Below are 22,723 nucleotides of genomic sequence, written 5' to 3'. Positions count from 1 at the left end.
CAAATGCGCTCTCTTACCCTTCACCTGAAACTGCTGATCGCCATCCTGGTGGTGCTGGGCATTTCAGTTACGGCCTACCAGATCTTCGTACTGGGCATCCCGGTGACCGAAGACGCCACCGACGACCTGTGGAACATCGACGCCAAGGTCGAGTTCGTCGCCAGTGCCAAGGACCCGGTCAAGATCCAGATGTTCGTGCCGCCGCTGAGCCGCGACTTCGTCAGCCTCAACGAGAGCTTCATCTCCAACAACTACGGCGTGGCCGTGAACCGGGTCGACGGAAACCGCAAGGTCACCTGGTCGGCACGCCGGGCCAAAGGCAATCAGACGCTGTATTACCGCCTGGTGCTGACCAAACGTTATTCCGGCGAGAAAGCCAAGATCAAAGGCCCGACCTTTCGCGACAGCATGACCATCGAAGGCCCGGAAAAAATCGCCGCCGAAGCCCTGCTCGCACCGATTCGCCAACACTCGGCCGACGTCGAAACCTTTGTCGGAGAAGCCATCAAGCGGGTCAACAACCTCAACGACGACAACGTGAAACTGCTGCTGGCCGGTGATCCTTCCGCCGCGCACAAGGCGAAGATCGTCGAATTGCTGCTGTCCATCGCCCACGTGCCGATCGAAAAGGTCCACACCATCCGCCTGGTGGCCGACCAGCCGCAAATGCCGGAACTGTGGCTGCGCAGTTTCAATGGCACGGACTGGCTGTACTTCAACCCGGAAACCGGTGAACAAGGCCTGCCAAGCGACCGCCTGCTGTGGTGGACCGGTGACGAAAACCTGATCACCGTCGATGGCGGCAAGAAAGCCAACGTGACCTTCAGCCTGAACAACAGCGAAATGAACGCCATTCGCCTGGCCAAGCTGACCGACGAAAACACCGACGCCAACTTCCTCGAGTACTCGCTGTACGGCCTGCCGCTGCAAACCCAGCAGACCTTCATGATCATGGTGATGATCCCGATCGGCGTGCTGGTGATCCTGATCCTGCGCAACCTGATCGGCATCCAGACCCTGGGCACCTTCACCCCGGTGCTGATCGCCCTGGCCTTCCGCGAAACCCAACTCGGCTTCGGTATCATGCTGTTTACCATCATCACGGCGCTGGGCCTGTCGCTGCGCTCCTACCTTGAACACCTGAAACTGCAAATGCTGCCGAGACTGTCGGTGGTGCTGACGTTCGTGGTGGTGCTGATTGCGGCCATCAGCCTGTTCAGCCATAAACTCGGCCTGGAGCGCGGCTTGTCGGTCGCGCTGTTCCCGATGGTGATCCTGACCATGACCATCGAACGCCTGTCGATCACCTGGGAAGAGCGCGGCGGTGGCCATGCCATGAAAGTGGCCATCGGTACGCTGTTCGCCGCGTCCCTGGCGCACCTGATCATGACCGTGCCGGAACTGGTGTACTTCGTGTTCACTTTCCCGGCGATCCTGCTGATCCTGGTGGGCTTCATGCTGGCCATGGGTCGTTATCGCGGTTATCGCCTGACTGAACTGGTACGTTTCAAGGCCTTCCTGAAAAAGGCTGACGCCTGATGTTCGGCTTCTGGAAGACCTGGAAGGCCCTGGAAGCCCGGGGCATCATGGGGATCAATCGGCGCAACGCAGACTACGTGCTCAAGTACAACAAACGCAGCCTGTACCCGATCGTCGATGACAAGATCATCACCAAGGAACGCGCCATCGCCGCCGGCATCCATGTGCCCGAACTGTATGGCGTGATCTCCACCGAGAAGGAAATCGACAATCTCGAAGAGATCATCGGCGGGCGCAGCGACTTCGTGATCAAACCGGCCCAGGGCGCTGGCGGTGATGGCATCCTGGTGATCGCCGACCGCTTTGAAGGGCGTTATCGCACGGTGTCCGGCCGGATCATCAGCCATGAAGAAATCGAGCATCAGATTTCCAGCATCCTGACCGGCTTGTACTCCCTGGGCGGTCACCGCGACCGGGCGCTGATCGAATACCGGGTGATTCCAGACCAGATCTTCAAGAGCATCAGTTACGAAGGCGTGCCGGACATTCGCATCATTGTGTTGATGGGCTACCCGGTGATGGCCATGTTGCGCCTGCCGACGCGCCAGTCCAACGGCAAGGCCAACCTGCACCAGGGCGCCATCGGTGTCGGTGTGGACCTGGCCACCGGCCTGACCCTGCGCGGCACCTGGCTGAACAACATCATCAACAAACACCCGGACACCACCAACGCAGTGGATGGCGTGCAACTGCCCTACTGGGATGGTTTCATGAAACTCGCTGCCGGCTGTCATGAGTTGTGTGGCTTGGGCTACATCGGTGTCGACATGGTCCTGGACCAGGAAAAAGGCCCGCTGATTCTGGAGCTCAACGCCCGGCCGGGGCTGAACATCCAGATTGCCAATGACTGCGGCCTGACATTGCGCGCTCACGCGGTCGAGGCGCGGCTGGAAGACTTGAAGGCCCGTGGCGTGACCGAAACGGTCGAAGAGCGCGTGGCATTTGTGCAGGAGATGTTTGGGCATATTCCTGTGCTTGAGGGTTGATCCAAACCCTCAATCCCACCCCAATCTGCCAATCCCCGACATCCCCTCTAGGAGCAATTCCCCGAGGGGACTACAATCGCCACCCCGCCTCGATGGCTGACTTCCCCCGCCCATGTTGACCTGCTCCGTACACCCGCTGCCCTATCGCGCCAACCCCGCCCAATATTTCGCGGCGATTCGCCATGCCCCCGGGGCCGTGCTGCTCGACAGTGGCCGCCCCAGCGCCGACCGCGGCCGCTATGACCTGCTCAGCGCCTGGCCGCTGGAACAACTGACGGTATCGCCCGACGAAAGCGGCGACGCTTTCCTGCAACGCCTGCGCGACAACCTGACACGCCTGGGCGAAGCCACTCTGCCGGCACCTTATGAGTTGCCGTTTGCCGGTGGATTGATCGGCTACCTCAGTTACGACTTCGGCCGGCACCTGGAGCGCCTGCCGAGCCAGGCCCGTGACGACCTGCATCTGCCGGACGCACGTTTCGGCTTGTACGGCTGGGCATTGATCAGTGATCACCTTTCGCAGACCAGTCAATTGGTGTTCCACCCCACCCTGCCTGACAGCGAGCGCCAGCGCCTGATCGAGCTGTTCAGCCAACCGGCAGCGGAAGTGGTCGCGCCCTTCAAACTGCTCACCCCGATGACCGCCGACTTGAACGCTGACGAGTATCAACAGGCCATCGAGCGCATCCAGCAGTACATTCAGGCCGGCGACTGTTATCAGGTCAATTTCGCCCAACGGTTTCGCGCGCCCTGCCAGGGTGATTCCTGGGCCGCTTACTGTGCACTGCGCGCGGCGTGCCCTACGCCATTTTCCGGCTTCCAGAGCTTGCCCGACGGCGACGCTGTACTCAGCCTGTCGCCGGAACGCTTCGTCAAAGTCAGCCAGGGCCATGTGGAAACCCGTCCGATCAAGGGCACCCGCCCGCGGGGCCTGACGCCTGAGCAAGACGCCGCGAACGCCGCCGAATTGCTGGCCAGCCCCAAGGATCGCGCGGAAAACCTGATGATTGTCGACCTGCTGCGCAATGACCTCGGTCGCACCTGCCGCACCGGCTCGGTACGGGTGCCGGAATTGTTCAGCCTGGAAAGCTATCCGAACGTGCACCACCTGGTGAGCAGTGTCACCGGTGAACTGGCGGATGACCGCGATGCCCTGGACCTGATCGCCGGAAGCTTCCCCGGCGGCTCGATTACCGGCGCGCCAAAGATCCGCGCCATGCAGATCATCGACGAACTGGAGCCGACCCGGCGCGGGCTGTATTGCGGTTCGTTGCTGTACCTGGACGTGCGCGGCGAGATGGACAGCTCCATCGCCATCCGCAGTTTGCTGGTCAAGGACGGGCAGGTGTGTTGCTGGGGCGGTGGCGGGATTGTCGCGGACTCGGAATGGCAGTCCGAATATCAGGAATCGATCACCAAAGTAAAGGTGCTGCTCGATACTTTGCAGAGTCTTTAAAAGCATCGTCGGATCGCCGCCCGGAGCAAGCCCGCTCCCACAGGGTTCGGTAATCACCTGTGGGAGCGGGCTTGCCCGCGAAGGCGTCAGACCAGGCGACTACAGGCTCAAGGTCCGGTTCGAAGCCTTGATGAACTCCTGCTTCAGCTCTTCAAACGTGTGCACTGCCGGAAACTGCGGGAACTGCGCAATCACGTTATCCGGTGCATGGAACAGAATCCCGGCATCGGCCTCGCCCAGCATCGTGGTGTCGTTGTAGGAATCCCCCGCCGCGATCACCCGGTAGTAGAGGCTCTTGAAGGCCAGGACCGACTGCCGCTTGGGATCTTTCTGACGCAGTTGATAGTCGGTGACTCGCCCAGCGTCGTCAGTAATCAGGCGATGGCAGAGCAAGGTCGGGAAGCCCAACTGGCGCATCAGCGGCTGGGAAAACTCATAGAAGGTGTCTGACAGGATCACCACCTGGAAGCGCTCGCGCAGCCAGTCGACGAACTCGATGGCGCCGTCCAGCGGCTTGAGGGTGGCGATTACTTCCTGAATGTCGGTGAGCTTCAGGCCGTGCTCGTCGAGAATCCGCAGGCGCTGCTTCATCAGCACGTCGTAGTCGGGAATGTCCCGGGTGGTGGCCCTGAGGGATTCGATCCCGGTTTTTTCGGCGAAGGCGATCCAGATTTCCGGAACCAGCACACCTTCAAGATCCAGACAGGCAATTTCCACAAGACACTCCCATTTGTATTGATTATTGAGTCGAGCGAGCAAAAAGACTGCCGAACTCTAGCGACTCGGGCCTGCCTGCGCAACGCAGAGGATGCCCCGGCCCGCGCAGCTTTTTGTTACCATCGACCCCATATAGAGCGCCCAGCGCCACCGACCTGTAGGAAGCCGCCCTGATGAGCCCAACGTTCGACGTCGTGGAACTCGCCACGACCTATGCCAACAAGTCCGCCCAGGACATTCTCAAACTCGCTTTTGCCGAGTTCGGCGATGACCTGTGGATATCTTTCAGCGGCGCCGAAGACGTGGTGCTGGTGGACATGGCATGGAAGCTGAACAAGAACGTCAAGGTGTTCAGCCTCGACACCGGCCGCTTGCACCCCGAGACCTACCGTTTCATCGATCAGGTGCGCGAGCACTACAAGATCGACATCGAACTGGTGTCGCCGGATTACACGAAACTTGAACCCTTCGTGAAGGAAAAAGGCCTGTTCAGCTTCTACAAGGATGGCCATGGCGAATGCTGCGGCATCCGCAAGATCGAACCACTGCGTCGCAAGCTGTCCGGCGTGAAGGCCTGGGCCACCGGCCAGCGCCGTGACCAGAGCCCCGGCACCCGCAGCGCCGTCGCGGTGATGGAAATCGACACCGCGTTCTCCACCCCGGAACGCACCCTGTACAAGTTCAACCCGCTGGCACAAATGACCAGCGAAGAGATCTGGGGCTACATCCGCATGCTGGAACTGCCGTACAACAGCCTGCACGAACGCGGCTTCATCAGCATCGGCTGCGAACCCTGCACCCGCCCGGTGCTACCGAACCAGCATGAGCGCGAAGGCCGCTGGTGGTGGGAAGAAGCGACGCAGAAAGAATGCGGGCTGCATGCCGGGAATATCATCAGCAAGTCGAAAGCCTGATCCCAAGCCTTGTGAAATACCCCTGTGGGAGCGGGCTTGCTCGCGAAGGCGGTGTATCAGTCAGTAAATGCATCGACGGACCCGACGCTTTCGTCGGAGCGCCGCCCGGAGCAAGCCCGCTCCCACACGGGTTAGCGTCAGCTCACAATAAATGTGTACACACGAATGTCACCATAGGTGCCATTTGTGTGTGCACTTTTAGTTTCTGCGCCCCAAAAAGTTACATCTCCTTTCCCCCCGCCTCGCCCAAGACCCTCTCAAAAAAAACAAATACCTGTTCAACCGGTCAATTTAAATTTTCTGTTTTTCAGTCAGTTATCTGTTTTCGATAACAAAACGAAATGAGCACTGGCTTTTATAGAATCCTGACTGGCATGGATATGGCTTAAGTGCATACATGTTTTGTATACAATCAACTCAAAACATACACACACTTTAGATCCGCAAGCCTGAAGCGCCCTATCCCGTACAGGCTGCAGATGCCCCGTAACCAATGATATTCGCTACCCGCGACGAAGATTTGTCGAGCCAAGGCTCATGCACAGTCATCGCGGCGTCGAGCATCAGGAGCCTGCCGGAATGCGTACTAGTCTCTCCAATAACAACATCGCGCTGGATCTACCCTCCTCCCATTCAACTCACACCGCCGACAATCAGGCGCATCACGCCCCCGTGGTGCTCAGTCCCCGATTGCACAACAAAGACCTGGCACCGACCAAGTCCGAGGGCCGGCGCTGGGGCCGCTACAGCATCTTTGCCCTGTGGGCCAACGACGTGCACAACATTGCCAACTACTCGTTTGCCATAGGTCTATACGCTTTGGGCCTGGGTGGCTGGCAGATTCTCCTGTCCCTGGGGATCGGCGCGGCGCTGGTTTACTTCTTCATGAACCTGTCTGGCTACATGGGCCAGAAAACCGGGGTGCCCTTTCCGGTCATCAGCCGGATCAGTTTCGGCATTCATGGTGCACAGATTCCCGCGTTGATCCGCGCCGTGATCGCCATCGCCTGGTTCGGGATTCAGACGTACCTCGCGTCCGTCGTGTTTCGCGTGTTGTTGACGGCGATCCATCCCGGGTTCGCCGACTACGACCACAACTCGATCCTCGGTCTGTCGACCCTGGGCTGGGTGTGTTTCGTCGCGATCTGGTTCGTGCAGCTGGCGATCCTCGCTTACGGCATGGAAATGGTGCGGCGCTATGAGGCGTTTGCCGGCCCGGTAATTCTGCTGACTGTCGCGGCCCTCGCCGCCTGGATGTACACCCAGGCCGATGCGACTATCGCCTGGTCGATCCGTGAGCCGCTGGCTGGCGCTGAGATGTGGCGCAATATCTTTGCCGGCGGCGCATTGTGGCTGGCGATCTACGGCACCCTGATCCTCAATTTCTGCGACTTCGCCCGCTCTTCGCCGTGCCGAAAAACCATCAAGGTCGGCAATTTCTGGGGCCTTCCGGTGAATATCCTGGTGTTCGCCAGCATCACTGTCCTGCTGTGTGGCGCGCAATTTCAGATCAATGGCCGGATCATCGAAAGCCCGACGGAAATCATCGCTTCGATCCCCAATACCTTTTTCCTGGTGCTCGGCTGCCTGGCGTTCCTGATCGTCACCGTGGCGGTGAACATCATGGCCAACTTCGTCGCCCCGGCGTTCGTACTCAGCAACCTGGCGCCGAAGTACCTGACCTTCCGCCGCGCCGGGCTGATCAGCGCGACCATCGCCGTGCTGATCCTGCCGTGGAACCTCTACAACAGTCCGCTGGTGATCGTGTACTTCCTGTCCGGCCTCGGTGCCCTCCTCGGCCCTTTGTACGGCGTGATCATGGTCGACTACTGGCTGGTACGAAAAGGCCAGGTCAACGTGCCGCAGTTGTATAGCGAAGACCCGAACGGTGCGTATTACTACAGCCGCGGGGTCAATTTACGCGCGGTGGCGGCGTTCATTCCCGCAGCCCTGATCGCCATCGTCCTGGCCTTGGTGCCTGGGTTCCACAGCGTATCGCCGTTCTCCTGGCTGGTTGGTGCGGGCATTGCCGGGATGGTCTACCTGATCATCGCCAAGCGCCAACCGCACTACGCCGACGTCAGCGGCGAAGCCATCGCGGTCGACAACGTCAGTCATTAATCCTGTCGCGGCCCGGCGTTGTCGGGCCGCAGAACCACCTGCAATAAGGACTTCCCATGCGCATTCTCGTGGTCAACGTAAACACCACCGAATCCATCACCCAAGCCATCGCCCGCTCGGCGCAGGCCGTCGCGTCCCCCGGCACGGAAATCGTCGGCCTCACCCCGCACTTCGGAGCCGACTCCATCGAAGGCAATTTCGAGAGTTACCTGGCGGCCATCGCGGTCATGGATCGGGTGATGTCCTACGACCAGCCATTCGACGCCGTGATCCAGGCCGGCTACGGCGAACACGGCCGTGAAGGCTTGCAGGAACTGCTCAATGTGCCGGTGGTGGACATCACCGATGCCGCCGCCAGCACGGCGATGTTTCTAGGCCACGCCTATTCCGTGGTTACCACCCTCGACCGCACCGTGCCGCTGATCGAAGATCGCCTCAAGCTCTCGGGCCTGTGGGACCGTTGCGCCTCGGTACGGGCCAGTGGCCTGGCGGTGCTGGAACTGGAACACGAACCGCAGCGCGCACTGGAAGCCATCGTGCACCAGGCCGAACTGGCGGTGACCCGGGACAAGGCCGAAGTGATATGCCTGGGCTGCGGCGGCATGGCAGGGCTGGACGAGCAGATTCGCCGGCGTACCGGGGTACCGGTGGTGGATGGGGTGACGGCTGCGGTGACCATTGCCGAATCATTGGTGCGGTTGGGGCTGTCGACGTCGAAAGTGCGGACCTATGCGACGCCGCGGCCGAAACACATCATTGGCTGGCCGGGGCGGTTTGCCCGGTAGACCGCGTTATCGTTCATCGCGGGCAAGCCACGCTCCCACAAGTATTGCGTCGCTCTCATCACCGCGATACGACGCAGAACCTGTGGGAGCGTGGCTTGCCCGCGATGGCCACGCCTCGGTCCTGAGCCTGCCTCAAACCGCACTGAACCTCTGCCCCAACCCCCGCTCGGCAAACTGTTCAATGACGAAATCGACAAACGCCCGGGTCTTGCCGGGCAGCAGTTTGTGTTCGGCGTAATAGATGGAGGTGTAGCCGTCGTCGATGTACCAGTCCGGCAACACCCGTTGCAGCCTGCCCGACTCCAGATAGCCTGCAGCAAACGGCATGCTCACCAGCGCAATGCCCAGACCCTGCGCGGCCGTGACGCAGGCGGCCTCGGAATCGCTCATGGTCATCCGCGCCTTGAGCATCAACGGGCTGTGTTGCTGATTGCGATGGGTCAATTGCCAGGAGCGCACACGACCGGTTTGCGGCGAGCGGATCAGGATCCCGTCATGGTGCTTGAGGTCATCCGGCTCGCTGATTGCCGCATGTGTCTCCAGATAGTCCTGCGTAGCCACCAACACCCGATGCGCCGGACTCAGCCGGCGGGCCACCACGCCTTGAGGCAATTCGAATCCGCCGCCGATTGCCGCGTCGAAACCCTGCCCGATCAGATCGACCTGGCGGTTGTCGAAGTGCCAGTCCGGGTTGATGGCCGGGAATCGCCGCAGAAACTCGCCGAGCATCGGAACAATGTACAGGCAGCCGAATACCGTCCCCATGCTGACTTTCAGGGTGCCCGCCGGCTGCCCTCCGGCGCTGGCAAGGTTGGCCACGGCATTCTGGATCGTATGCAGGCTGGCGCTGACTTCGCCGAGAAACAACTGACCGGCCTCCGTCAGGGTCAGACTGCGAGTGCTGCGCTGAAACAACCTGACACCCAGGCGCGCCTCGAGCTTGGCAACGCTCTTGCCCACCGCCGCGGGTGTCAGGCTCAAGCGCCGCGCCGCTTCGGCAAAGCTGCCTACCTCCGCACTGCGCACAAAGCATTCGATACTGCTGAAGGTTTCCATAGGCGCCACTATAAACTTTTGGTTTACACAGACTATCGTAATTATGGTCTACACAGCAGGTAATCCTGAATCGATACTAGGCTCCATCAACCGGGACATCTCGCCTCGGTACTTGGAGATCGACATGACTACTCAGAACCTCAGCGGCAAAGTGGCATTGATTCAAGGTGGTTCCCGCGGTATCGGCGCCGCCATCGTCAAGCGCCTGGCCGCTGAAGGCGCGACCGTTGCCTTCACTTATGTCAGTTCCACAGCCAAGGCCGAAGAACTGCAAGACAGCATCACCGCCAAGGGCGGCAAGGCCCTGGCCATCAAGGCCGACAGCGCCGACGCCGAGGCGATCCGCGGTGCCGTGTCCGCCACGGTGGAAGCCTTCGGTCGCCTGGATATCCTGGTCAACAATGCTGGCGTACTGGCGGTCGCACCACTGGCCGACTTCAAACTCGAAGACTTCGACCAGACACTGGCCATCAACGTGCGTAGCGTGTTCATCGCCACCCAGGCCGCCGCCAGACACATGACCGAAGGCGGTCGCATCATCAACATCGGCAGCACCAACGCCGACCGCATGCCTTTTGCCGGTGGCGGCCCGTACGCCATGAGCAAGTCGGCACTGGTCGGCCTGACCAAAGGCCTGGCCCGCGATCTCGGACCGCAAGGCATCACCATCAATAACGTGCAACCGGGCCCGGTCGACACCGACATGAACCCGGCCGAGGGTGACTTCGCGCAAAGCCTGATCCCGTTGATGGCCGTGGGTCGTTACGGCAAGGCCGAAGAGATCGCCAGCTTCGTCGCCTACCTCGTCAGCCCTGAAGCCGGCTACATCACTGGCGCGAGTCTGACCATCGACGGTGGTTTCGGCGCCTGATGCGTTGAACGCAAAGCAAAATGTGGGAGCGAGCAAGCCCGCTCCCACACTTTTCTTTGTCAGGCCCACTCAAGCGCCGGCAAACCAAATGCGCCCGGCTCGAACGCCTTCAACGTACGAAGAATGCCATCGGCATGTGCGTACCTGGCGTCGGCCATTGCCGCATCCGGAATCGCAATCGCCGTCATCCCTGCCGCTTTCGCCGCAGTGACACCGAAGGGCGAATCCTCGAACACCAGGCAATCTTCCGGTGCAACACCCAGGCGCCGCGCCGCCGTCAGGAAAATATCCGGTGCCGGCTTGGCCGCGCCCACCTCGGGGTCATCGGCGGTGACGATGAAGTCGAACAGGGCGAACCAGTCACGGTGCAAAGTGGTTTTCTGGCCGAACGACTGGCTCGAAGAACTGGTGCCCACGGCAATGGGAATGTTGTTGGCCTTCAGATGCCGAACCAGCTCCTGTGCGCCGGGCATTGCCTGGGCCGTAGGAAAACGCTCGCGCATCAGCGGCTCGCGGATCACCAGAAACTCTTGCGCCGAGATCGGCAAGTCCAGCGCTTCAACCACATAACGCGCCAGATCGCCCGCGCCCCGGCCAATGATGTTCTGTTTGATGCTCCAGTCGAACGTCCGGCCGTAACGCGCGGCAATGATGGACGTAACTTCGGTGTAGATGCCCTCTGTATCCAGCAACAAGCCGTCCATATCGAAAATCACGGCCTTGATCGGGCCGAATGCTTTCAGTGGTGCATTCATCGCATCTGATCCGTTTTCAAAGGCATCCGGGGCAGCTCGGGTACGGCCGATGCCCCAGGGATTAAAGGATTCAGCAGCATAGCGAGCGCCACCGGCCTAGAGCAATGATCAAATCCCGGTCTGCGCCGAATGGCCCTCCGAGATTTAGCGAATCGCCCTACAGCAAGCGCCACCTTTCCCGACTTCTTTCGTCGCCGATCCCCCGCAGAGTTTCGAGCTCCACACTCCGCCAAGCGAAAGACAGCAGATGTTCGATCCCCAAGAGGTATTGGCATGCCCCGCCAGCGGTCCCCTGACACTTCGCTCCGGTAAGCAAGAACGCTACGAGGACGCCTCCAGACAGGCGAAAAACCCCAACGGCGACAGCACCGACACCGTCGAGCGAACCGCCACCCACAACGGCCAGGTGTCGATGGTTACCGGCGAAGGATTGCTGCCCCTCACCAATGGCACCCTCGACGGGATCCTGCCCTTCGACTTCACCCGCTTCTATCGCACCAGTGCCGTCGAAATCGACAGCGGCCTCGGTTTTGGCTGGAGCCATTCGCTGTCCCAGCACCTGGAATTCCACGGCGAGCAAGTGCTATGGATCGACCCCGAAAACCGCCGAACGCCCTTTCCACGCCCGACGGCAGAGCGCCCGGTGATCCACAACAGCCTGTCGCGGGCGGCGATTTACCTCGGTGAGAGGCCGGACGAACTGATCCTCGCCCTGGCCGACGACCCCACGCGGTTCTACCACTTTCGTGACGGCCGGCTCAGCGCGATCAGCGACGCCTACGGCAACCGCCTGACGGTGCAGCGGGACCGCTGTGACCGGATCCAGCGCCTGGACAACGGCGCCGACCGCGCCTTATTGCTGCGCTACGACCTCAAGCACCTGGTGGCCGTCGACTATCAGGTGCTTCAGCGCGGCACCCCCGAGGCGAACACCTGGCGCACCGAACAGACACTGGTCAGCTACCGCTACGACGCCCGCCAGCGCTTGATCGAGGCAACCAACGCCGCAGGTGAAAGCGAGCGCTATGACTACGACGAGCAGCACGTCATCCTGCAACGGCAACTGGCCGGCGGCGCGAGCTTTTTCTGGGCGTGGGAACGCTCCGGCAAGGCAGCCCGCTGCATCCATCATTGGGCCTCGTTTACGCAAATGGAGGCGCGTTACGCCTGGGACGATCAAGGTTGCGTGGCAGTAAACAACGCCGACGGTAGCGAAGAGGTTTACGTTCATGACGGCCGTGCACGGTTGGTGCGCCAGGTCGGGCCCGACGGCGGTGAGTTGCAAAAGGCGTACGACGATCAGGGCCGCCTGATCGCCGAGCAAGACGCCCTCGGCGCCGTCACCGAATACCAGTATGACGAAGCCGGCCGGTTGATCACGCAGCTTGCGCCAGATGAGGCGCCCATATCCTGCGACTATCGCCACGGCTTCCTGTGCACCTTCACCCGTGGCCAGGCGATGTGGACCTGTCAGCGCAATACCCAGGGCGACATCACTGCCATCTCCGATCCCGACGGGCAGATCACCCGCTATTTATACGACCCGCAGGGGCGCTTGTTGACAATCCGCTTCCCCGACCAGAGCGCTCACCGGTTTGTCTGGAACGCCTTGGGGCAATTGGTGGAGGAGACCCTGCCGGACGGTGCCCAGCGCACTTTTTCCTACGATGCGCTGGGCCGACGGATTACCCGGCAGGACGAACACGGAGCCGTCACCGGCTATGAGTGGGATGCCGTGGGGCGACTGACCAGAACCACGCTACCCACCGGTGCCTGCCGTGCCTGTCGCTACAACGCCTACGGCCAGGTCACCGCCGAAACCGACGAACTGGGACGGGTAACCCGTTACGAATACGCCGACGACCTGCACTTGGTCAGCCGTCGGATCAACCCGGACGGCAGTGCACTGAAGTACCGCTACGACCATGCGCAGCTATTGCTCACCGAGATCGAAAACGAGGTCGGCGACACCTATCGGCTGGACTACACGCCAGGCGGATTGATCCGACAGGAAACCGGCTTCGATGGCCGTCGTACCACCTATGCGTATGACGCTAATGGCCAGCAGCTGGAGACAACCGAGTTCGGCGACGAAGGTTCGCAATTCGTCACGCAGTACCAACGCGACAGTGCCGGGCGCTTATTGCTCAAGACCCTGCCCGACGGGATCAAGGTCGAGTACCACTATGACAACTTCGGGCGACTGGTCCGCGTCGATGACGGTCAGGAACACCCGTTGGCGTTCGAATACGACCGCCGGGGCCGGCTGATCACCGAGCATCAGGGCTGGGGAACCCTGCGTTACGGCTACGATGCCTGCGGTCGGCTCAAGCGACTGCGTCTGCCGGACGGCGGTGTCCTTGTCTACCACCACGCCAAGGGGGGGGTCCTCACTGCCGTCGATCTCAATGGCACGCGCCTGACCAGCCACCGTTTTGTCGGCGGGCGTGAACAGCAACGCCAACAGGGCCTGCTGCTCAGCGATTACGCCTACGACGAGCAAGGCTATTTGCAGGCCCATGCCGTCAGCCAAAAGCAACGATCGCTGTACCGCCGCGAGTATGCCTACAGTGCCAAGGGTAATCTCCTGCAGATTGCCGACAGCCGTCACGGTCAACGCTGCTATCAATACGATGCGCTCGACCGCCTGACCGCCGTACGCCACGCCCGCGACCAGTTCGCGGAGAACTTCACCCATGACCCGGCCGGCAACCTGCAGATCCATGGTCGTCCGGGCCCGTTCGTGCTCCAGGGCAACCGTCTGCGCCGCCACTGCAACAGCCATTACGACTACGACGCCTTCGGCAACCTGATCCGCGAACGCCGCGGTATGCCGCCCCAGGTCACTCAATACACCTACGACAGCCAGCACCGCCTGATCAGTATCCGCACCCCGGACGGTAAAAGTGTCAGCTACCGCTATGACGCCTTCGGACGGCGCATCCGCAAAACCGTCGACGGCCAGACCACGCAATTCTTCTGGCAAGGCGACCAACTCATTGCCGAAAGCGCTCCCGAGCACTACCGCAGCTACGTTTACGAACCCGGCAGCTTTCGCCCGCTGGCGCTGCTCGACGGCAAGGGCCGGGCAGATGCCTGCCCGTTCTACTACCAACTCGACCACCTCGGCACCCCGCAGGAACTGACCAGTTACGGTGGCGCCATCGTCTGGTCGGCGAAGTACACCGCCCACGGCAAACTCCGAGAGCTGAGCCAGAGCGACGGCGAACGATTCGAACAGCCGCTACGGTTTCAGGGGCAATACTTCGACGCCGAGAGCGGCCTGCACTACAACCGGCATCGCTACTACCATCCCGAGATCGGTCGTTATCTGACGCCGGATCCGGTCAAGTTGGCCGGTGGGTTGAACCCGTATCGGTACACCCGGAACCCGACAGGGTGGGTGAGTCCGTTGGGGTTGAGCGGGAACTGTCCACTGGCGAACAAGGCAGGAGGCTCGGCGCGAGATGGGGTTGGTGAGGGTGTGAGTCCAACGTGCCCTCTCCAAAAACTCCAAAGCAATACTTGCATCGCGCAGACTCAGGCCACGACATGACCAGGACCGGACGATGGACACGTTCGATCAGCTAGACAACCGGTCAATCTACCAGCACGATTCAATCAATCTTCGTCCTCTTCCTCATCTTCAAACTCGATATTCCCCACATCGCCCAAATCATCAGCATCGTTAAGCGGCACCGTCGCATCATCCATCAGCGATCCCGGATCTTCATTGCCAGGATCGTTGATGGATGGCAGTCCGCCCGGGCCCTTTTCTTCCTTGCCTTCGCTTTTCGCAGTCATGGGATGCCTCGCTCAACTAGTGATGCTTTTTGTGGTGCTTGTTCGAGTGTTTATAACCGTTACCGGAATGGGAATGACCGCTGTCACTCCCCAGATCATTGCCGACCGCACCGCCAGCTGCACCGCCCAGGCCTGCACCGATGGCCGACCCGGTCGAACCGCCAAGACTGTTGCCGACCACCGATCCACCCGCGGCACCCAAACCACCACCTACCGCCGCTTCGGTGCGACTGCGCTTGGGCGCGGCAATGGCACTGCCGGCCGCTCCACCGACACCTGCACCGATGGCTGCGCCCGTGCTGCCACCCACCTGGCCACCGACAACGTTGCCTAGCACCCCACCAAGACCACCGCCTACCGCGGCATCTCCATTACCTCCCGCCAGCGCCGCCTGAGAGACCAGCAATCCAAAAACAATCGCTGGCACCATCAATAGTCGAGCATTCAAGCTTCCGTTTTTATTGCCGTTGGTTTTCGGGTTCATGGCACGCCTCGCATTCTTCCAGGGTATGGAAGATTTGAGCTGCTGCGGCGTGAATCGTTCATAAATGAAAAAGCCCGGCATCAAGCCGGGCTCCTTTAAAACCTGAATCAGGATCAGTGACGCTTGTGACCATTGGCCAGGTTGCTGCCTACGCCGCCGCCCAATGCACCGCCCAGGCCTGCACCGATGGTGGCACCGGACTTGCCGCCGAGGCTATTGCCGATCACCGAACCACTGGCCGCGCCGACACCGCCACCGATAGCTGCGCTGGTGCGATGACCTTTTTTGGCGGCAACTGCGCTGCCCGCCGCGCCTGCGACGCCCGCGCCAATCGCGGCACCAGTGCTGCCGCCCATCTTCTGGCCGACCACGTTACCCAATGCGCCGCCCAGGCCACCGCCCAGCGCGGCAGTGCCGTCACCAGCCATTGCACCTTGAGCAACCAGAAGCCCCAGAACCAGAGCGGGCAGTGTTAAACGCATGACAAAAACCTCAAAAATAGGGGTACACAAAAAGGGGGCGAGATTGAATGCTTTTGCGCGGAAAAAGTCCAGCACGCCGGTCCAACTTCGCGATTGGCGACGGTTGGACAGCGTTTACCGAAAAGGTTTTATCGCGGACAAAAAAAAGCCCGCTGGGGAAACGGGCCAGGTGTTGCTTTCTAACGGATGAGTCGAGATTACGAAGGGACCTGTGAAAAGTTTGTGAAAAAATCACCCTTTCAAAAAAATTGTCATAAAACTTTTCAGGCATGAAAAAAACGTTCTATGACGGAGTCTGCCTGACGTTCGGTTACTTCCTGACCGGCGCCGTCACCTTGGGTAAAAATTTGCCCTTCAGTACCCGGCACGCCCTGGTCTTGATCTTGTCGACCTCGGTCTGGTCCTCGCCGAAGCTGGCCACATACTGGGTCTGACCACACCGCACGGAGTTGTTGATCGGAAATTCTGCGCCATCGTCCTCGATATACGGATCAGCCATCTCTTCACCCCTTTCAAAAAGCGCGACCGACACCGGCAAGCCCTTTGCCTGAAAGAATATCGATCGCCAAGGTTTTCCAGACTAGCCGGTCATTAATGGACCTGCCGTTCTGATTTCCTCGTGACCGACGAATGGCTTCTCACCTTTTACCTCAACTTGACCGCAGTCCCGGTCACAAACACCACGACCATCCCGCCCCTGCCGGCCGGCATGCTGATCTCATAATCAAGCCCGACCACCGCGTCCGCCTGAATCGACAGCGCCCGTTCCTTGATCTCATCGGTGGCCTGAATGCGCGCTTCCTTCAACGCTCGTTCCAGCGTCTGGGAGCGCCCGCCGAAAAAGTCGCGCATCCCGGCAAACACATCGCGGACAACGTTGATCCCTTGCACCGACTCGGCACTGACGATGTCCAGGTAGGCGGTAATTTGTCGGCCTTCGATGGAGTGGGTCGTGGTGATGATCATGAATGTTCCTTTCTGTTCAGAAATTCAGCCCGCGCCTCAAACGCCAGCGAGGTGACGGGATCGTTTGCATCAGTTGGCGAAAGTTCGAAACACTCCGGCGCATTGCCGGGAACTGGAGTTAGCTGCCGTCTTCGAAGCGTACGGCGCGATGAACTTGGCTACGCCGCTAAAGCTGGCGCGGGAATGGGGCATGATGTCGATTCCGTTCGAAGAGTTTGAGCAGTCTAGCAGCCGGACCTGCCAGGTCATTGCTAGTGCGGTAGACGCTTCTTGTTTCTTGCTTGGCGAAAATCAAACGCCAAGAACACAAAACCCCCGGTTTCTTTCGAAACCAGGGGTTTTGTTTACATCGAATTTGGCGGTGAAGGAGAGATTCGAAACTACCCGCCAAGTCACTATGATTATGAAAGCTATTCGTTTACAAGGGCTGTAGCCTGATGACTCTCTTGAAAATCGGAGCGCGCCAGTCCCATGGCAGTCCCATGGGTTTTTGGACGAGCACGCTGCGAGGGGGCGAAAAATTGCGCCCGAGCCGATTTATGTTGAGGCATGGGAAAAAGGTAATATTGGTAATGTGTTGCCGAAAACCGAACGGAAGCCATTAAAACCAAGTAGTTCATACATCCTATAGAGGTAATAATAAGGTAAGAAAAAGGTTATGAAATTACCTTCAGTACAAGTAATAACCAACACCTACCAAACCCAGTAAAATAAGAGCTTGAATAAAATATTACCCTTTCTCTTACCTGATATTACCCTCTGAGGTAATAGGTGAGAGTCAAGCGCTACGGGGGCTCCAGCCCGCTTTGATCCCTTGCTTACTAAAATTACCCTTTTCCCAGCCCACGCATGAAAAATGGCTATGCGCCGTCCTTTTTGGAGCTTTTTCGCGCCCTCCAAATCGTTACTCACTGTCGGGGAATGGTGGCGATGCTGTGCAATACCACAAAACTGCGGAAAGCCGCACAGGCTGGGCCTAACAGCCGCTTTGTTATTGGGCTGGGTGATGACTGATTCGCACCTGGTGCGAACGGTTCCGAAAACGAAAACTCCGTCTCCCGCTGGTTTTCGCACCCGCAGCCCTAGTAAACCGGACACCTTCCTCCCCTGAGTAATTCGCAGCCGTTCCATAACGCAGTGCAACGCCACTGCACTTCTTTGCAAAACCTTGCACTCCGTGCAAATGCTTAACCGCCCACAGAACCCGCAGCGGGCTTGGGCGGCAGCATCGTTTGCACCACCACCTGTCGTTGCAAAAAAAAGGGACGCAAAGCCCGTCGGCGGGAGGGGGAAAAGTGCGTTCCTTGCCTGCGCTTTCTTCGCGCAAGAGTTTTTCCAGTGAAGAGAAGGCACATGGGGGCGTGCGCTGCCCAAGCGCCAGCGGCAGCCAGTGCAGTCACGTAAATAGTGGAAATGTTGGCACAACACGACCTTTCTAATTGACCCCTAAAGGGTCAATATAGCTTCCAAGGGGGACGCAGAAGGCGCCGCCCAAACCAAGGAAGCCAGATGGACCTAGATGAAAAAGCCTACCTCGAACTGGATAAGCTCCAGTTAGAAAATCGGAAGTTAGTCGCAGAGACCCGCAAGCTAATCGCCGAAGAACAGAAGTTGAGGCGGGAAGGAATGTTTTACCCGCTACTGGTTGGAGCGGCCCTGATTACCGCGGTAGTTTCCCTGATCAACCTGCTAAACAAACCCTGAGTCACCGGCCCCGAACATCGGGGCCAACCCTCTCGGCCTTGAGCTTTACCGGGAATCAGTCCAAATTACCCCAAAGGGCCGCGATAGGCGCGCCTGCCACCCCCTTACGAGGATGAACGATGAACCACAGCCACAAGACGCCGATCAAGCCGATGGCCGATGAGATCGCCGCCCTGGACAAGCTCCTGAGCAAGAAGCCCACTTACGGTCTACTGCCGTTCCTAATTGGTGCCGCATGCGCCGGTGCGGTGTTCTTGGCTTACACCTATATCTCGCACCTGTAACTGACCTTTTCAGTTTTGCCCCAACGTGTTGGGGCTTTCGGACTTTCAATGAAACGAATTCAGCACTATGGACCGCCCACGGCGGAAGATTTGGCGCGCCTAAAAATCGAACTGGGGTTCACCAGTCCACAGATGGCGGATCTGGCCGGGTTGGGGAAAGGGTCGCAGTGGCGCAAGTACACGGGCCGCACTGAGGACCGCGTGATGGGCATGCACATGCACTTCTACATGGCAGCCTTGCTTACGCTGAGTGAGGACGAATTGTCCCGTGTCGTCGCCACCATGCGCGCGCAGGGGGCCGAAGTCGAGTTAGGGCCACTACCGGCCGGCCCGCCGGCTTTAGCTGAAGCGCAAGCTACTGCGAAATTGCACTCCACTTGACCAGCCGGTTGCGTTCGACCTGACCAGTGATTACATCGGACTTGACCAGCACGCTTTGTAATCATGATCGGCAGAGAACAGCCAATAGGTGGCAGTCGAGAAGTCGGACTTCGCTCAATTGCAGACGTTAAAACTGGCGTACAGTGCTACGCCCCACTATTTGGTTCTTTGTTATTATAAGAATGGCGTGTAATTCCATTATTTGCAGTTGCGTGTGCTATCGGTCGATATTGAATGTCGTCAACTGTATCGCTGTAATAAGCTTGGTAGAACGTGAAGTCTTCCCGGTTTCGAGACTTACACATTTTTTCTACCATTTGCATTATTTGGTATTTTTCGGACAATGGAGTATTGATGCCAAATATAATCCCCTCCAGGTCATTGAAATTGTATTTTAGCTTCCTGTCATTGGCATTAATATAAGAATGAAAATTCGATTGCAAGATGAGCCTGTATTCCTGCTCATTAGCCCAGTGCCGGGTTTTCGTTGTCAGGCTTATTTGATGATTTAAGTGATATTTAGTTTGCCATGTGCTGAGATCACCGAACACTTCATTTGTACGCGAGCTTATGTCGCCGCTTTCATTTGAATACCACTTACTAATAAGTTCGCCCTCTGTATAGGCGCCGAAACTGGAAAAAAAATCCAGTTCCGGGCTTTTTCTTTTGTAGTCAACTTTGTGGAAGACGAAATTTTTTTCGGTCCACCACTGAACACCCTCGCGCAGTGAAGGCACTTGAAGTGGCAAGATAGAGTTTTCGGAAATCGTTGTGACCTTAAACTTCAAGCAAGCTCCTTTGTGGTTGTCGCCGTAACTACCCCAAATAGATGAGTTAGAACAATTATCCATGAAGCATGAAACGAACCAATCTGGGGAGGTTAAGCGGATCCTGGAGTTTAGAAACTCCTCAGGGAATTCATTGCAGAGACGTACCCAATTGGATGACTCCTGCTGTTTGAAGCGAATGTAGCCATCAGTCAAATCTATACTTTGCAAGGCAGCGAGCATAGTTTGATCGAATATTTTACCCCTGACCGAATCAACTCTTTGCTCTAAGGAGTCAAGCAATTTATTTGAAGTAATCAAGAGATTTTCAGGGGACTCACCATTTATGCCATACCCGTCAGGCACCAATCCATACTCAACCAAAACTTTCGAGACAACATGCATTGCAAACAGTTGTATGGCACGGGTATGAAGCAATAGCTCACTGCTATACACCGTTCTTTGATTGCTAGATAAGTATGCGATGTGCCTTTGTATATTTTTATTTTCGATAAATTTATAAATATTGTCTATGATCGCTTTTGCATGCGTTGGTGGAACATCATTCAAGTGAGGATGAATTGGGAATTGTAAACCCTCAAATTGCTGTGTGAAGTATTGGGTGTTTCGAATAAAAAGGCATTCAATGTAATGCTTGAAGAAATTAGTCCAAATGATACTGTCGCCTTTCCAAATTAGCTCTCTATAACCTTCAAGTGGGTCGTTGAGTTGCGCCGGAGATGCAAAGTATATGTATGTCCCCTCAAGTTCGCTTTCTCTGGTCAACCCCAGCAAACTGTCGACGGTGCGGAACCTGTATAAGTACTCAGGCATAAAGCTCTTCATATTGTTCACTACCTTTTCATTATGTGCAGAGATGCCTTAAGCATTGCGAGCTGGCCTGAAAAAAAGCAACGAATATGCCCACTCACTTACTCGCACCATTGCAAGTCTCTCATCCATAAATCTTTGAGAGCTATTTAGCCCGAATATGGGCTGCCAAATAATCTGAAGCGGAGATGAATTCAGCAACCTTACCAATCCATCTCGCTTTGCTTCCTTTCATAGCGGAAAAAATGCGATTTGTATGGAGATCCATCTCCGCAGAAAGTTCTGGTATCTGAGGGACTGAAACTTTTATTTTTTCCTCAACCATCTGCGACATTGAGAATCTCTTGCCCGCGGGATTTAATTGCTGCTGTAAGCATTCATCAATGAAGTCATGGAAATTTATTTTACCAATAGAATGGGCGCTCATTAAGCTTTCAAAATCTCCAACCGTCACATATGCAACATCGTTCAATTCAATGGGTAGTTCACCGTACTTTTTACAAAGTCTATCTTCCAGTCCGAAATCTATACACTCACCAACCATTGCCCCTCCGAAAATATTAAATTCTTGGTGGGTGATCACAATTAGCTTAAATTTCTTACCCTCGAACTCCGGGATTTTTGATAAAATAAACTTTGTCTCCTCCCCCTGGACGATAGCATTTATAAAACTATTCTCTAACGACGCCCTTAAAACCTCAGGATCATAGGATGCTTTAACCACATCGCTTGGCTCAACTGCTTTGCACTCAATTAGAACAACTCTATCTTTTCCATCAGACAAAGCGAAATCTACAACTTTACCACTTACCCCTTCTTCTTTAAGTTTAGCGCGCAATCCTGCGCTAGCATAAAGTTGCCCAATTTCACGCTCAGTAATATGCTGAAGGCCTGAAATGGCAATAAGGCGTCCAACGTAGCTCTCCATATCCGAACCAAACTCATTCTTATAATTATTTATTTTCTTTTTGAGTAGCGCGGGCAACAGAAGACTTACACCAGTCACAAACACTCTTGAATTAAATATATAAACACTCGAACCATCGATCACGATGGGCTTCAACTTAAACGGCGTCTCCTGGAAGTACTCGCTTTGAGGCTCCCCCTTCAGTTCATGACCTTTTTTTAAGAAGTCCGATATATCCTCGAATTTAATTGCGAGCAATTCGAAAAATTTAGCCAGTTGAGACAGAGGGACATTAGGCGTCAAGTGAAAAACAATCGAAGGCAGACTAACTTCCATTACGTTCGATGCTGCATCTGATCGCGCCAGCGTCATCATATACAATGCAACAGTAAAAAAATTATCAATATCTATCCCCGTAATCTCTCGAAACTTCTTGTCGTAAAACCCGTCATCGCGCCTCATTAAATGACTTTGTCTGATCAAGGATAAATAGTCCTTTTGATGACTTTGCTGGTACCATAATTGCTGAACAGTAAGCGCGCGCAATTTTAGATCGAGAGGTCTTGTTTTAATATTTGAAGCGAGACTTTGCAGGCTGTAAAGTTTGTTGGCAATCAGATAAAACTGACTTTCGTTAATTTCTAATACACCCTCAGATTCTAAAAAGGAAAACTTAACAAGCAGCATAACAAGCCAAGGCATTTTTTTGACTTCTTCTACCGCGTCAGTATTTCTGGTTCTTAGATACTGCACCGACATAGAAAAAACAGAGCGATGAGTGTATCGACTCAAATCGGTTTTTATGGACTTTATAGCGCTGGAGTACTTTTCTGCACTCATGCGAATCTCCCTGTCTCGGTGTTTTAGAGTAAGAAAGGCATCCTAGCAATCCTTATCAAATATGAATATGCCT

Annotated in this window: 22 protein-coding genes; 12 read left to right on the top strand and 10 right to left on the bottom strand. The window is 57.0% G+C overall.

What is annotated here, in order from left to right; all coding sequences use genetic code 11:
• Nucleotides 1–3 precede the first annotated feature (3 nt).
• From rloB to pabB, 3 genes are all read left to right on the top strand, one after another.
• Entirely contained in the window at nucleotides 4–1,539 is a 1,536-nt protein-coding gene (rloB, locus tag PMI34_RS18815) for an osmotic stress tolerance membrane protein RloB (protein ID WP_008048577.1), read from the top strand.
• Nucleotides 1,539–2,525 carry an alpha-L-glutamate ligase-like protein gene (locus PMI34_RS18820; RefSeq protein WP_008048566.1) on the top strand — a complete coding sequence of 329 codons (987 nt, stop codon included), beginning with the start codon at nucleotides 1,539–1,541 and terminating at the stop codon, nucleotides 2,523–2,525. The genes rloB and PMI34_RS18820 overlap by 1 nt, the downstream gene beginning before the upstream one ends.
• A gap of 112 nt (nucleotides 2,526–2,637) precedes the next feature.
• Nucleotides 2,638–3,981, top strand: a complete 1,344-nt coding sequence (gene pabB, locus PMI34_RS18825; RefSeq protein WP_008048564.1) for an aminodeoxychorismate synthase component I — start codon at nucleotides 2,638–2,640, stop codon at nucleotides 3,979–3,981.
• A 99-nt stretch (nucleotides 3,982–4,080) separates the two neighbouring features.
• Here pabB and thrH read toward each other — a convergent pair whose 3' ends face one another.
• A complete protein-coding gene (gene thrH, locus PMI34_RS18830) occupies nucleotides 4,081–4,698 on the bottom strand; it encodes a bifunctional phosphoserine phosphatase/homoserine phosphotransferase ThrH (protein WP_008048561.1) in 618 nt (205 codons plus the stop codon).
• Between the two features lie 173 nt (nucleotides 4,699–4,871).
• Between thrH and PMI34_RS18835 the strand changes: the two genes are divergently transcribed.
• From PMI34_RS18835 to PMI34_RS18845, 3 genes are all read left to right on the top strand, one after another.
• Nucleotides 4,872–5,612: a phosphoadenylyl-sulfate reductase gene (locus PMI34_RS18835; RefSeq protein WP_007971943.1), complete on the top strand. Its 741-nt coding sequence runs from the start codon at nucleotides 4,872–4,874 to the stop codon at nucleotides 5,610–5,612.
• Between the two features lie 579 nt (nucleotides 5,613–6,191).
• Nucleotides 6,192–7,733: an NCS1 family nucleobase:cation symporter-1 gene (locus tag PMI34_RS18840; RefSeq protein WP_008048558.1), complete on the top strand. Its 1,542-nt coding sequence runs from the start codon at nucleotides 6,192–6,194 to the stop codon at nucleotides 7,731–7,733.
• A 56-nt stretch (nucleotides 7,734–7,789) separates the two neighbouring features.
• Nucleotides 7,790–8,518 carry an aspartate/glutamate racemase family protein gene (locus tag PMI34_RS18845; RefSeq protein ID WP_008048556.1) on the top strand — a complete coding sequence of 243 codons (729 nt, stop codon included), beginning with the start codon at nucleotides 7,790–7,792 and terminating at the stop codon, nucleotides 8,516–8,518.
• Between the two features lie 132 nt (nucleotides 8,519–8,650).
• Here PMI34_RS18845 and PMI34_RS18850 read toward each other — a convergent pair whose 3' ends face one another.
• Nucleotides 8,651–9,574, bottom strand: coding sequence for a LysR family transcriptional regulator (locus PMI34_RS18850; RefSeq protein ID WP_008048554.1), 924 nt, complete (start codon nucleotides 9,572–9,574; stop codon nucleotides 8,651–8,653).
• Nucleotides 9,575–9,698: 124 nt separating this feature from the next.
• Between PMI34_RS18850 and PMI34_RS18855 the strand changes: the two genes are divergently transcribed.
• Nucleotides 9,699–10,445: a 3-oxoacyl-ACP reductase family protein gene (locus tag PMI34_RS18855; protein ID WP_008048552.1), complete on the top strand. Its 747-nt coding sequence runs from the start codon at nucleotides 9,699–9,701 to the stop codon at nucleotides 10,443–10,445.
• 59 nt (nucleotides 10,446–10,504) lie between these two features.
• Here the strand turns inward: PMI34_RS18855 and PMI34_RS18860 are convergent, their stop codons facing one another.
• Nucleotides 10,505–11,200, bottom strand: coding sequence for an HAD-IA family hydrolase (locus tag PMI34_RS18860; RefSeq protein WP_008048550.1), 696 nt, complete (start codon nucleotides 11,198–11,200; stop codon nucleotides 10,505–10,507).
• 247 nt (nucleotides 11,201–11,447) lie between these two features.
• On the opposite strand from PMI34_RS18860, the gene PMI34_RS18865 reads away from it, so the two are divergent.
• Nucleotides 11,448–14,756 (top strand): RHS repeat-associated core domain-containing protein, encoded by a 3,309-nt coding sequence (locus tag PMI34_RS18865; protein ID WP_008048549.1) that lies wholly within the window; start codon nucleotides 11,448–11,450, stop codon nucleotides 14,754–14,756.
• A 65-nt stretch (nucleotides 14,757–14,821) separates the two neighbouring features.
• Here the strand turns inward: PMI34_RS18865 and PMI34_RS18870 are convergent, their stop codons facing one another.
• The 5 genes from PMI34_RS18870 to PMI34_RS18885 form a co-directional block, all read right to left on the bottom strand.
• On the bottom strand, nucleotides 14,822–15,004 hold the full coding sequence (locus PMI34_RS18870; protein WP_008048547.1) for a hypothetical protein: 183 nt from the start codon (nucleotides 15,002–15,004) through the stop codon (nucleotides 14,822–14,824).
• A 16-nt stretch (nucleotides 15,005–15,020) separates the two neighbouring features.
• A complete protein-coding gene (locus PMI34_RS27960; protein ID WP_086790177.1) occupies nucleotides 15,021–15,434 on the bottom strand; it encodes a YMGG-like glycine zipper-containing protein in 414 nt (137 codons plus the stop codon).
• 167 nt (nucleotides 15,435–15,601) lie between these two features.
• On the bottom strand, nucleotides 15,602–15,970 hold the full coding sequence (locus tag PMI34_RS18875; protein ID WP_008048545.1) for a hypothetical protein: 369 nt from the start codon (nucleotides 15,968–15,970) through the stop codon (nucleotides 15,602–15,604).
• A 310-nt stretch (nucleotides 15,971–16,280) separates the two neighbouring features.
• Nucleotides 16,281–16,469, bottom strand: a complete 189-nt coding sequence (locus PMI34_RS18880; protein ID WP_032829518.1) for a hypothetical protein — start codon at nucleotides 16,467–16,469, stop codon at nucleotides 16,281–16,283.
• A gap of 146 nt (nucleotides 16,470–16,615) precedes the next feature.
• Nucleotides 16,616–16,936, bottom strand: a complete 321-nt coding sequence (locus PMI34_RS18885; RefSeq protein ID WP_008048543.1) for a YbjQ family protein — start codon at nucleotides 16,934–16,936, stop codon at nucleotides 16,616–16,618.
• A gap of 64 nt (nucleotides 16,937–17,000) precedes the next feature.
• Between PMI34_RS18885 and PMI34_RS0127180 the strand changes: the two genes are divergently transcribed.
• The 4 genes from PMI34_RS0127180 to PMI34_RS0127175 all read left to right on the top strand — a co-directional run bounded on the left by PMI34_RS0127180 (nucleotide 17,001) and on the right by PMI34_RS0127175 (nucleotide 19,305).
• Nucleotides 17,001–17,369 (top strand): hypothetical protein, encoded by a 369-nt coding sequence (locus PMI34_RS0127180; protein ID WP_157222712.1) that lies wholly within the window; start codon nucleotides 17,001–17,003, stop codon nucleotides 17,367–17,369.
• Between the two features lie 1,076 nt (nucleotides 17,370–18,445).
• Entirely contained in the window at nucleotides 18,446–18,640 is a 195-nt protein-coding gene (locus PMI34_RS18890; RefSeq protein ID WP_008048542.1) for a hypothetical protein, read from the top strand.
• Nucleotides 18,641–18,759: 119 nt separating this feature from the next.
• A complete protein-coding gene (locus PMI34_RS28735; RefSeq protein WP_008048540.1) occupies nucleotides 18,760–18,924 on the top strand; it encodes a hypothetical protein in 165 nt (54 codons plus the stop codon).
• A gap of 48 nt (nucleotides 18,925–18,972) precedes the next feature.
• Nucleotides 18,973–19,305 carry a hypothetical protein gene (locus PMI34_RS0127175; protein ID WP_008048538.1) on the top strand — a complete coding sequence of 111 codons (333 nt, stop codon included), beginning with the start codon at nucleotides 18,973–18,975 and terminating at the stop codon, nucleotides 19,303–19,305.
• 146 nt (nucleotides 19,306–19,451) lie between these two features.
• On the opposite strand, the gene PMI34_RS18895 is transcribed toward PMI34_RS0127175, so the two are convergent.
• Together PMI34_RS18895 and gapS1 are read right to left on the bottom strand one after the other, a co-directional pair.
• Nucleotides 19,452–20,918, bottom strand: coding sequence for a DUF2971 domain-containing protein (locus PMI34_RS18895; RefSeq protein ID WP_008048532.1), 1,467 nt, complete (start codon nucleotides 20,916–20,918; stop codon nucleotides 19,452–19,454).
• 130 nt (nucleotides 20,919–21,048) lie between these two features.
• On the bottom strand, nucleotides 21,049–22,650 hold the full coding sequence (gene gapS1, locus PMI34_RS18900) for a GapS1 family protein (protein WP_008048524.1): 1,602 nt from the start codon (nucleotides 22,648–22,650) through the stop codon (nucleotides 21,049–21,051).
• Nucleotides 22,651–22,723: the final 73 nt, after the last annotated feature.

Origin of the sequence: Pseudomonas sp. GM74, from assembly GCF_000282455.1 — a bacterium.
GTDB lineage: Bacteria > Pseudomonadota > Gammaproteobacteria > Pseudomonadales > Pseudomonadaceae > Aquipseudomonas.
This window is presented reverse-complemented; position numbering and strand designations above follow the sequence as displayed.

Coding starts and splice junctions, on each gene's coding strand:
- rloB (WP_008048577.1), top strand. CDS start 4: ATGCGCTCTCTTACCCTTCACCTGAAACTGCTGATCGCCATCCTGGTG.
- PMI34_RS18820 (WP_008048566.1), top strand. CDS start 1,539: ATGTTCGGCTTCTGGAAGACCTGGAAGGCCCTGGAAGCCCGGGGCATC.
- pabB (WP_008048564.1), top strand. CDS start 2,638: ATGTTGACCTGCTCCGTACACCCGCTGCCCTATCGCGCCAACCCCGCC.
- PMI34_RS18835 (WP_007971943.1), top strand. CDS start 4,872: ATGAGCCCAACGTTCGACGTCGTGGAACTCGCCACGACCTATGCCAAC.
- PMI34_RS18840 (WP_008048558.1), top strand. CDS start 6,192: ATGCGTACTAGTCTCTCCAATAACAACATCGCGCTGGATCTACCCTCC.
- PMI34_RS18845 (WP_008048556.1), top strand. CDS start 7,790: ATGCGCATTCTCGTGGTCAACGTAAACACCACCGAATCCATCACCCAA.
- PMI34_RS18850 (WP_008048554.1), bottom strand. CDS start 9,574: ATGGAAACCTTCAGCAGTATCGAATGCTTTGTGCGCAGTGCGGAGGTA.
- PMI34_RS18855 (WP_008048552.1), top strand. CDS start 9,699: ATGACTACTCAGAACCTCAGCGGCAAAGTGGCATTGATTCAAGGTGGT.
- PMI34_RS18860 (WP_008048550.1), bottom strand. CDS start 11,200: ATGAATGCACCACTGAAAGCATTCGGCCCGATCAAGGCCGTGATTTTC.
- PMI34_RS18865 (WP_008048549.1), top strand. CDS start 11,448: ATGTTCGATCCCCAAGAGGTATTGGCATGCCCCGCCAGCGGTCCCCTG.
- PMI34_RS18870 (WP_008048547.1), bottom strand. CDS start 15,004: ATGACTGCGAAAAGCGAAGGCAAGGAAGAAAAGGGCCCGGGCGGACTG.
- PMI34_RS27960 (WP_086790177.1), bottom strand. CDS start 15,434: ATGGTGCCAGCGATTGTTTTTGGATTGCTGGTCTCTCAGGCGGCGCTG.
- PMI34_RS18875 (WP_008048545.1), bottom strand. CDS start 15,970: ATGCGTTTAACACTGCCCGCTCTGGTTCTGGGGCTTCTGGTTGCTCAA.
- PMI34_RS18880 (WP_032829518.1), bottom strand. CDS start 16,469: ATGGCTGATCCGTATATCGAGGACGATGGCGCAGAATTTCCGATCAAC.
- PMI34_RS18885 (WP_008048543.1), bottom strand. CDS start 16,936: ATGATCATCACCACGACCCACTCCATCGAAGGCCGACAAATTACCGCC.
- PMI34_RS18890 (WP_008048542.1), top strand. CDS start 18,446: ATGGACCTAGATGAAAAAGCCTACCTCGAACTGGATAAGCTCCAGTTA.
- PMI34_RS28735 (WP_008048540.1), top strand. CDS start 18,760: ATGAACCACAGCCACAAGACGCCGATCAAGCCGATGGCCGATGAGATC.
- PMI34_RS0127175 (WP_008048538.1), top strand. CDS start 18,973: ATGAAACGAATTCAGCACTATGGACCGCCCACGGCGGAAGATTTGGCG.
- PMI34_RS18895 (WP_008048532.1), bottom strand. CDS start 20,918: ATGAAGAGCTTTATGCCTGAGTACTTATACAGGTTCCGCACCGTCGAC.
- gapS1 (WP_008048524.1), bottom strand. CDS start 22,650: ATGAGTGCAGAAAAGTACTCCAGCGCTATAAAGTCCATAAAAACCGAT.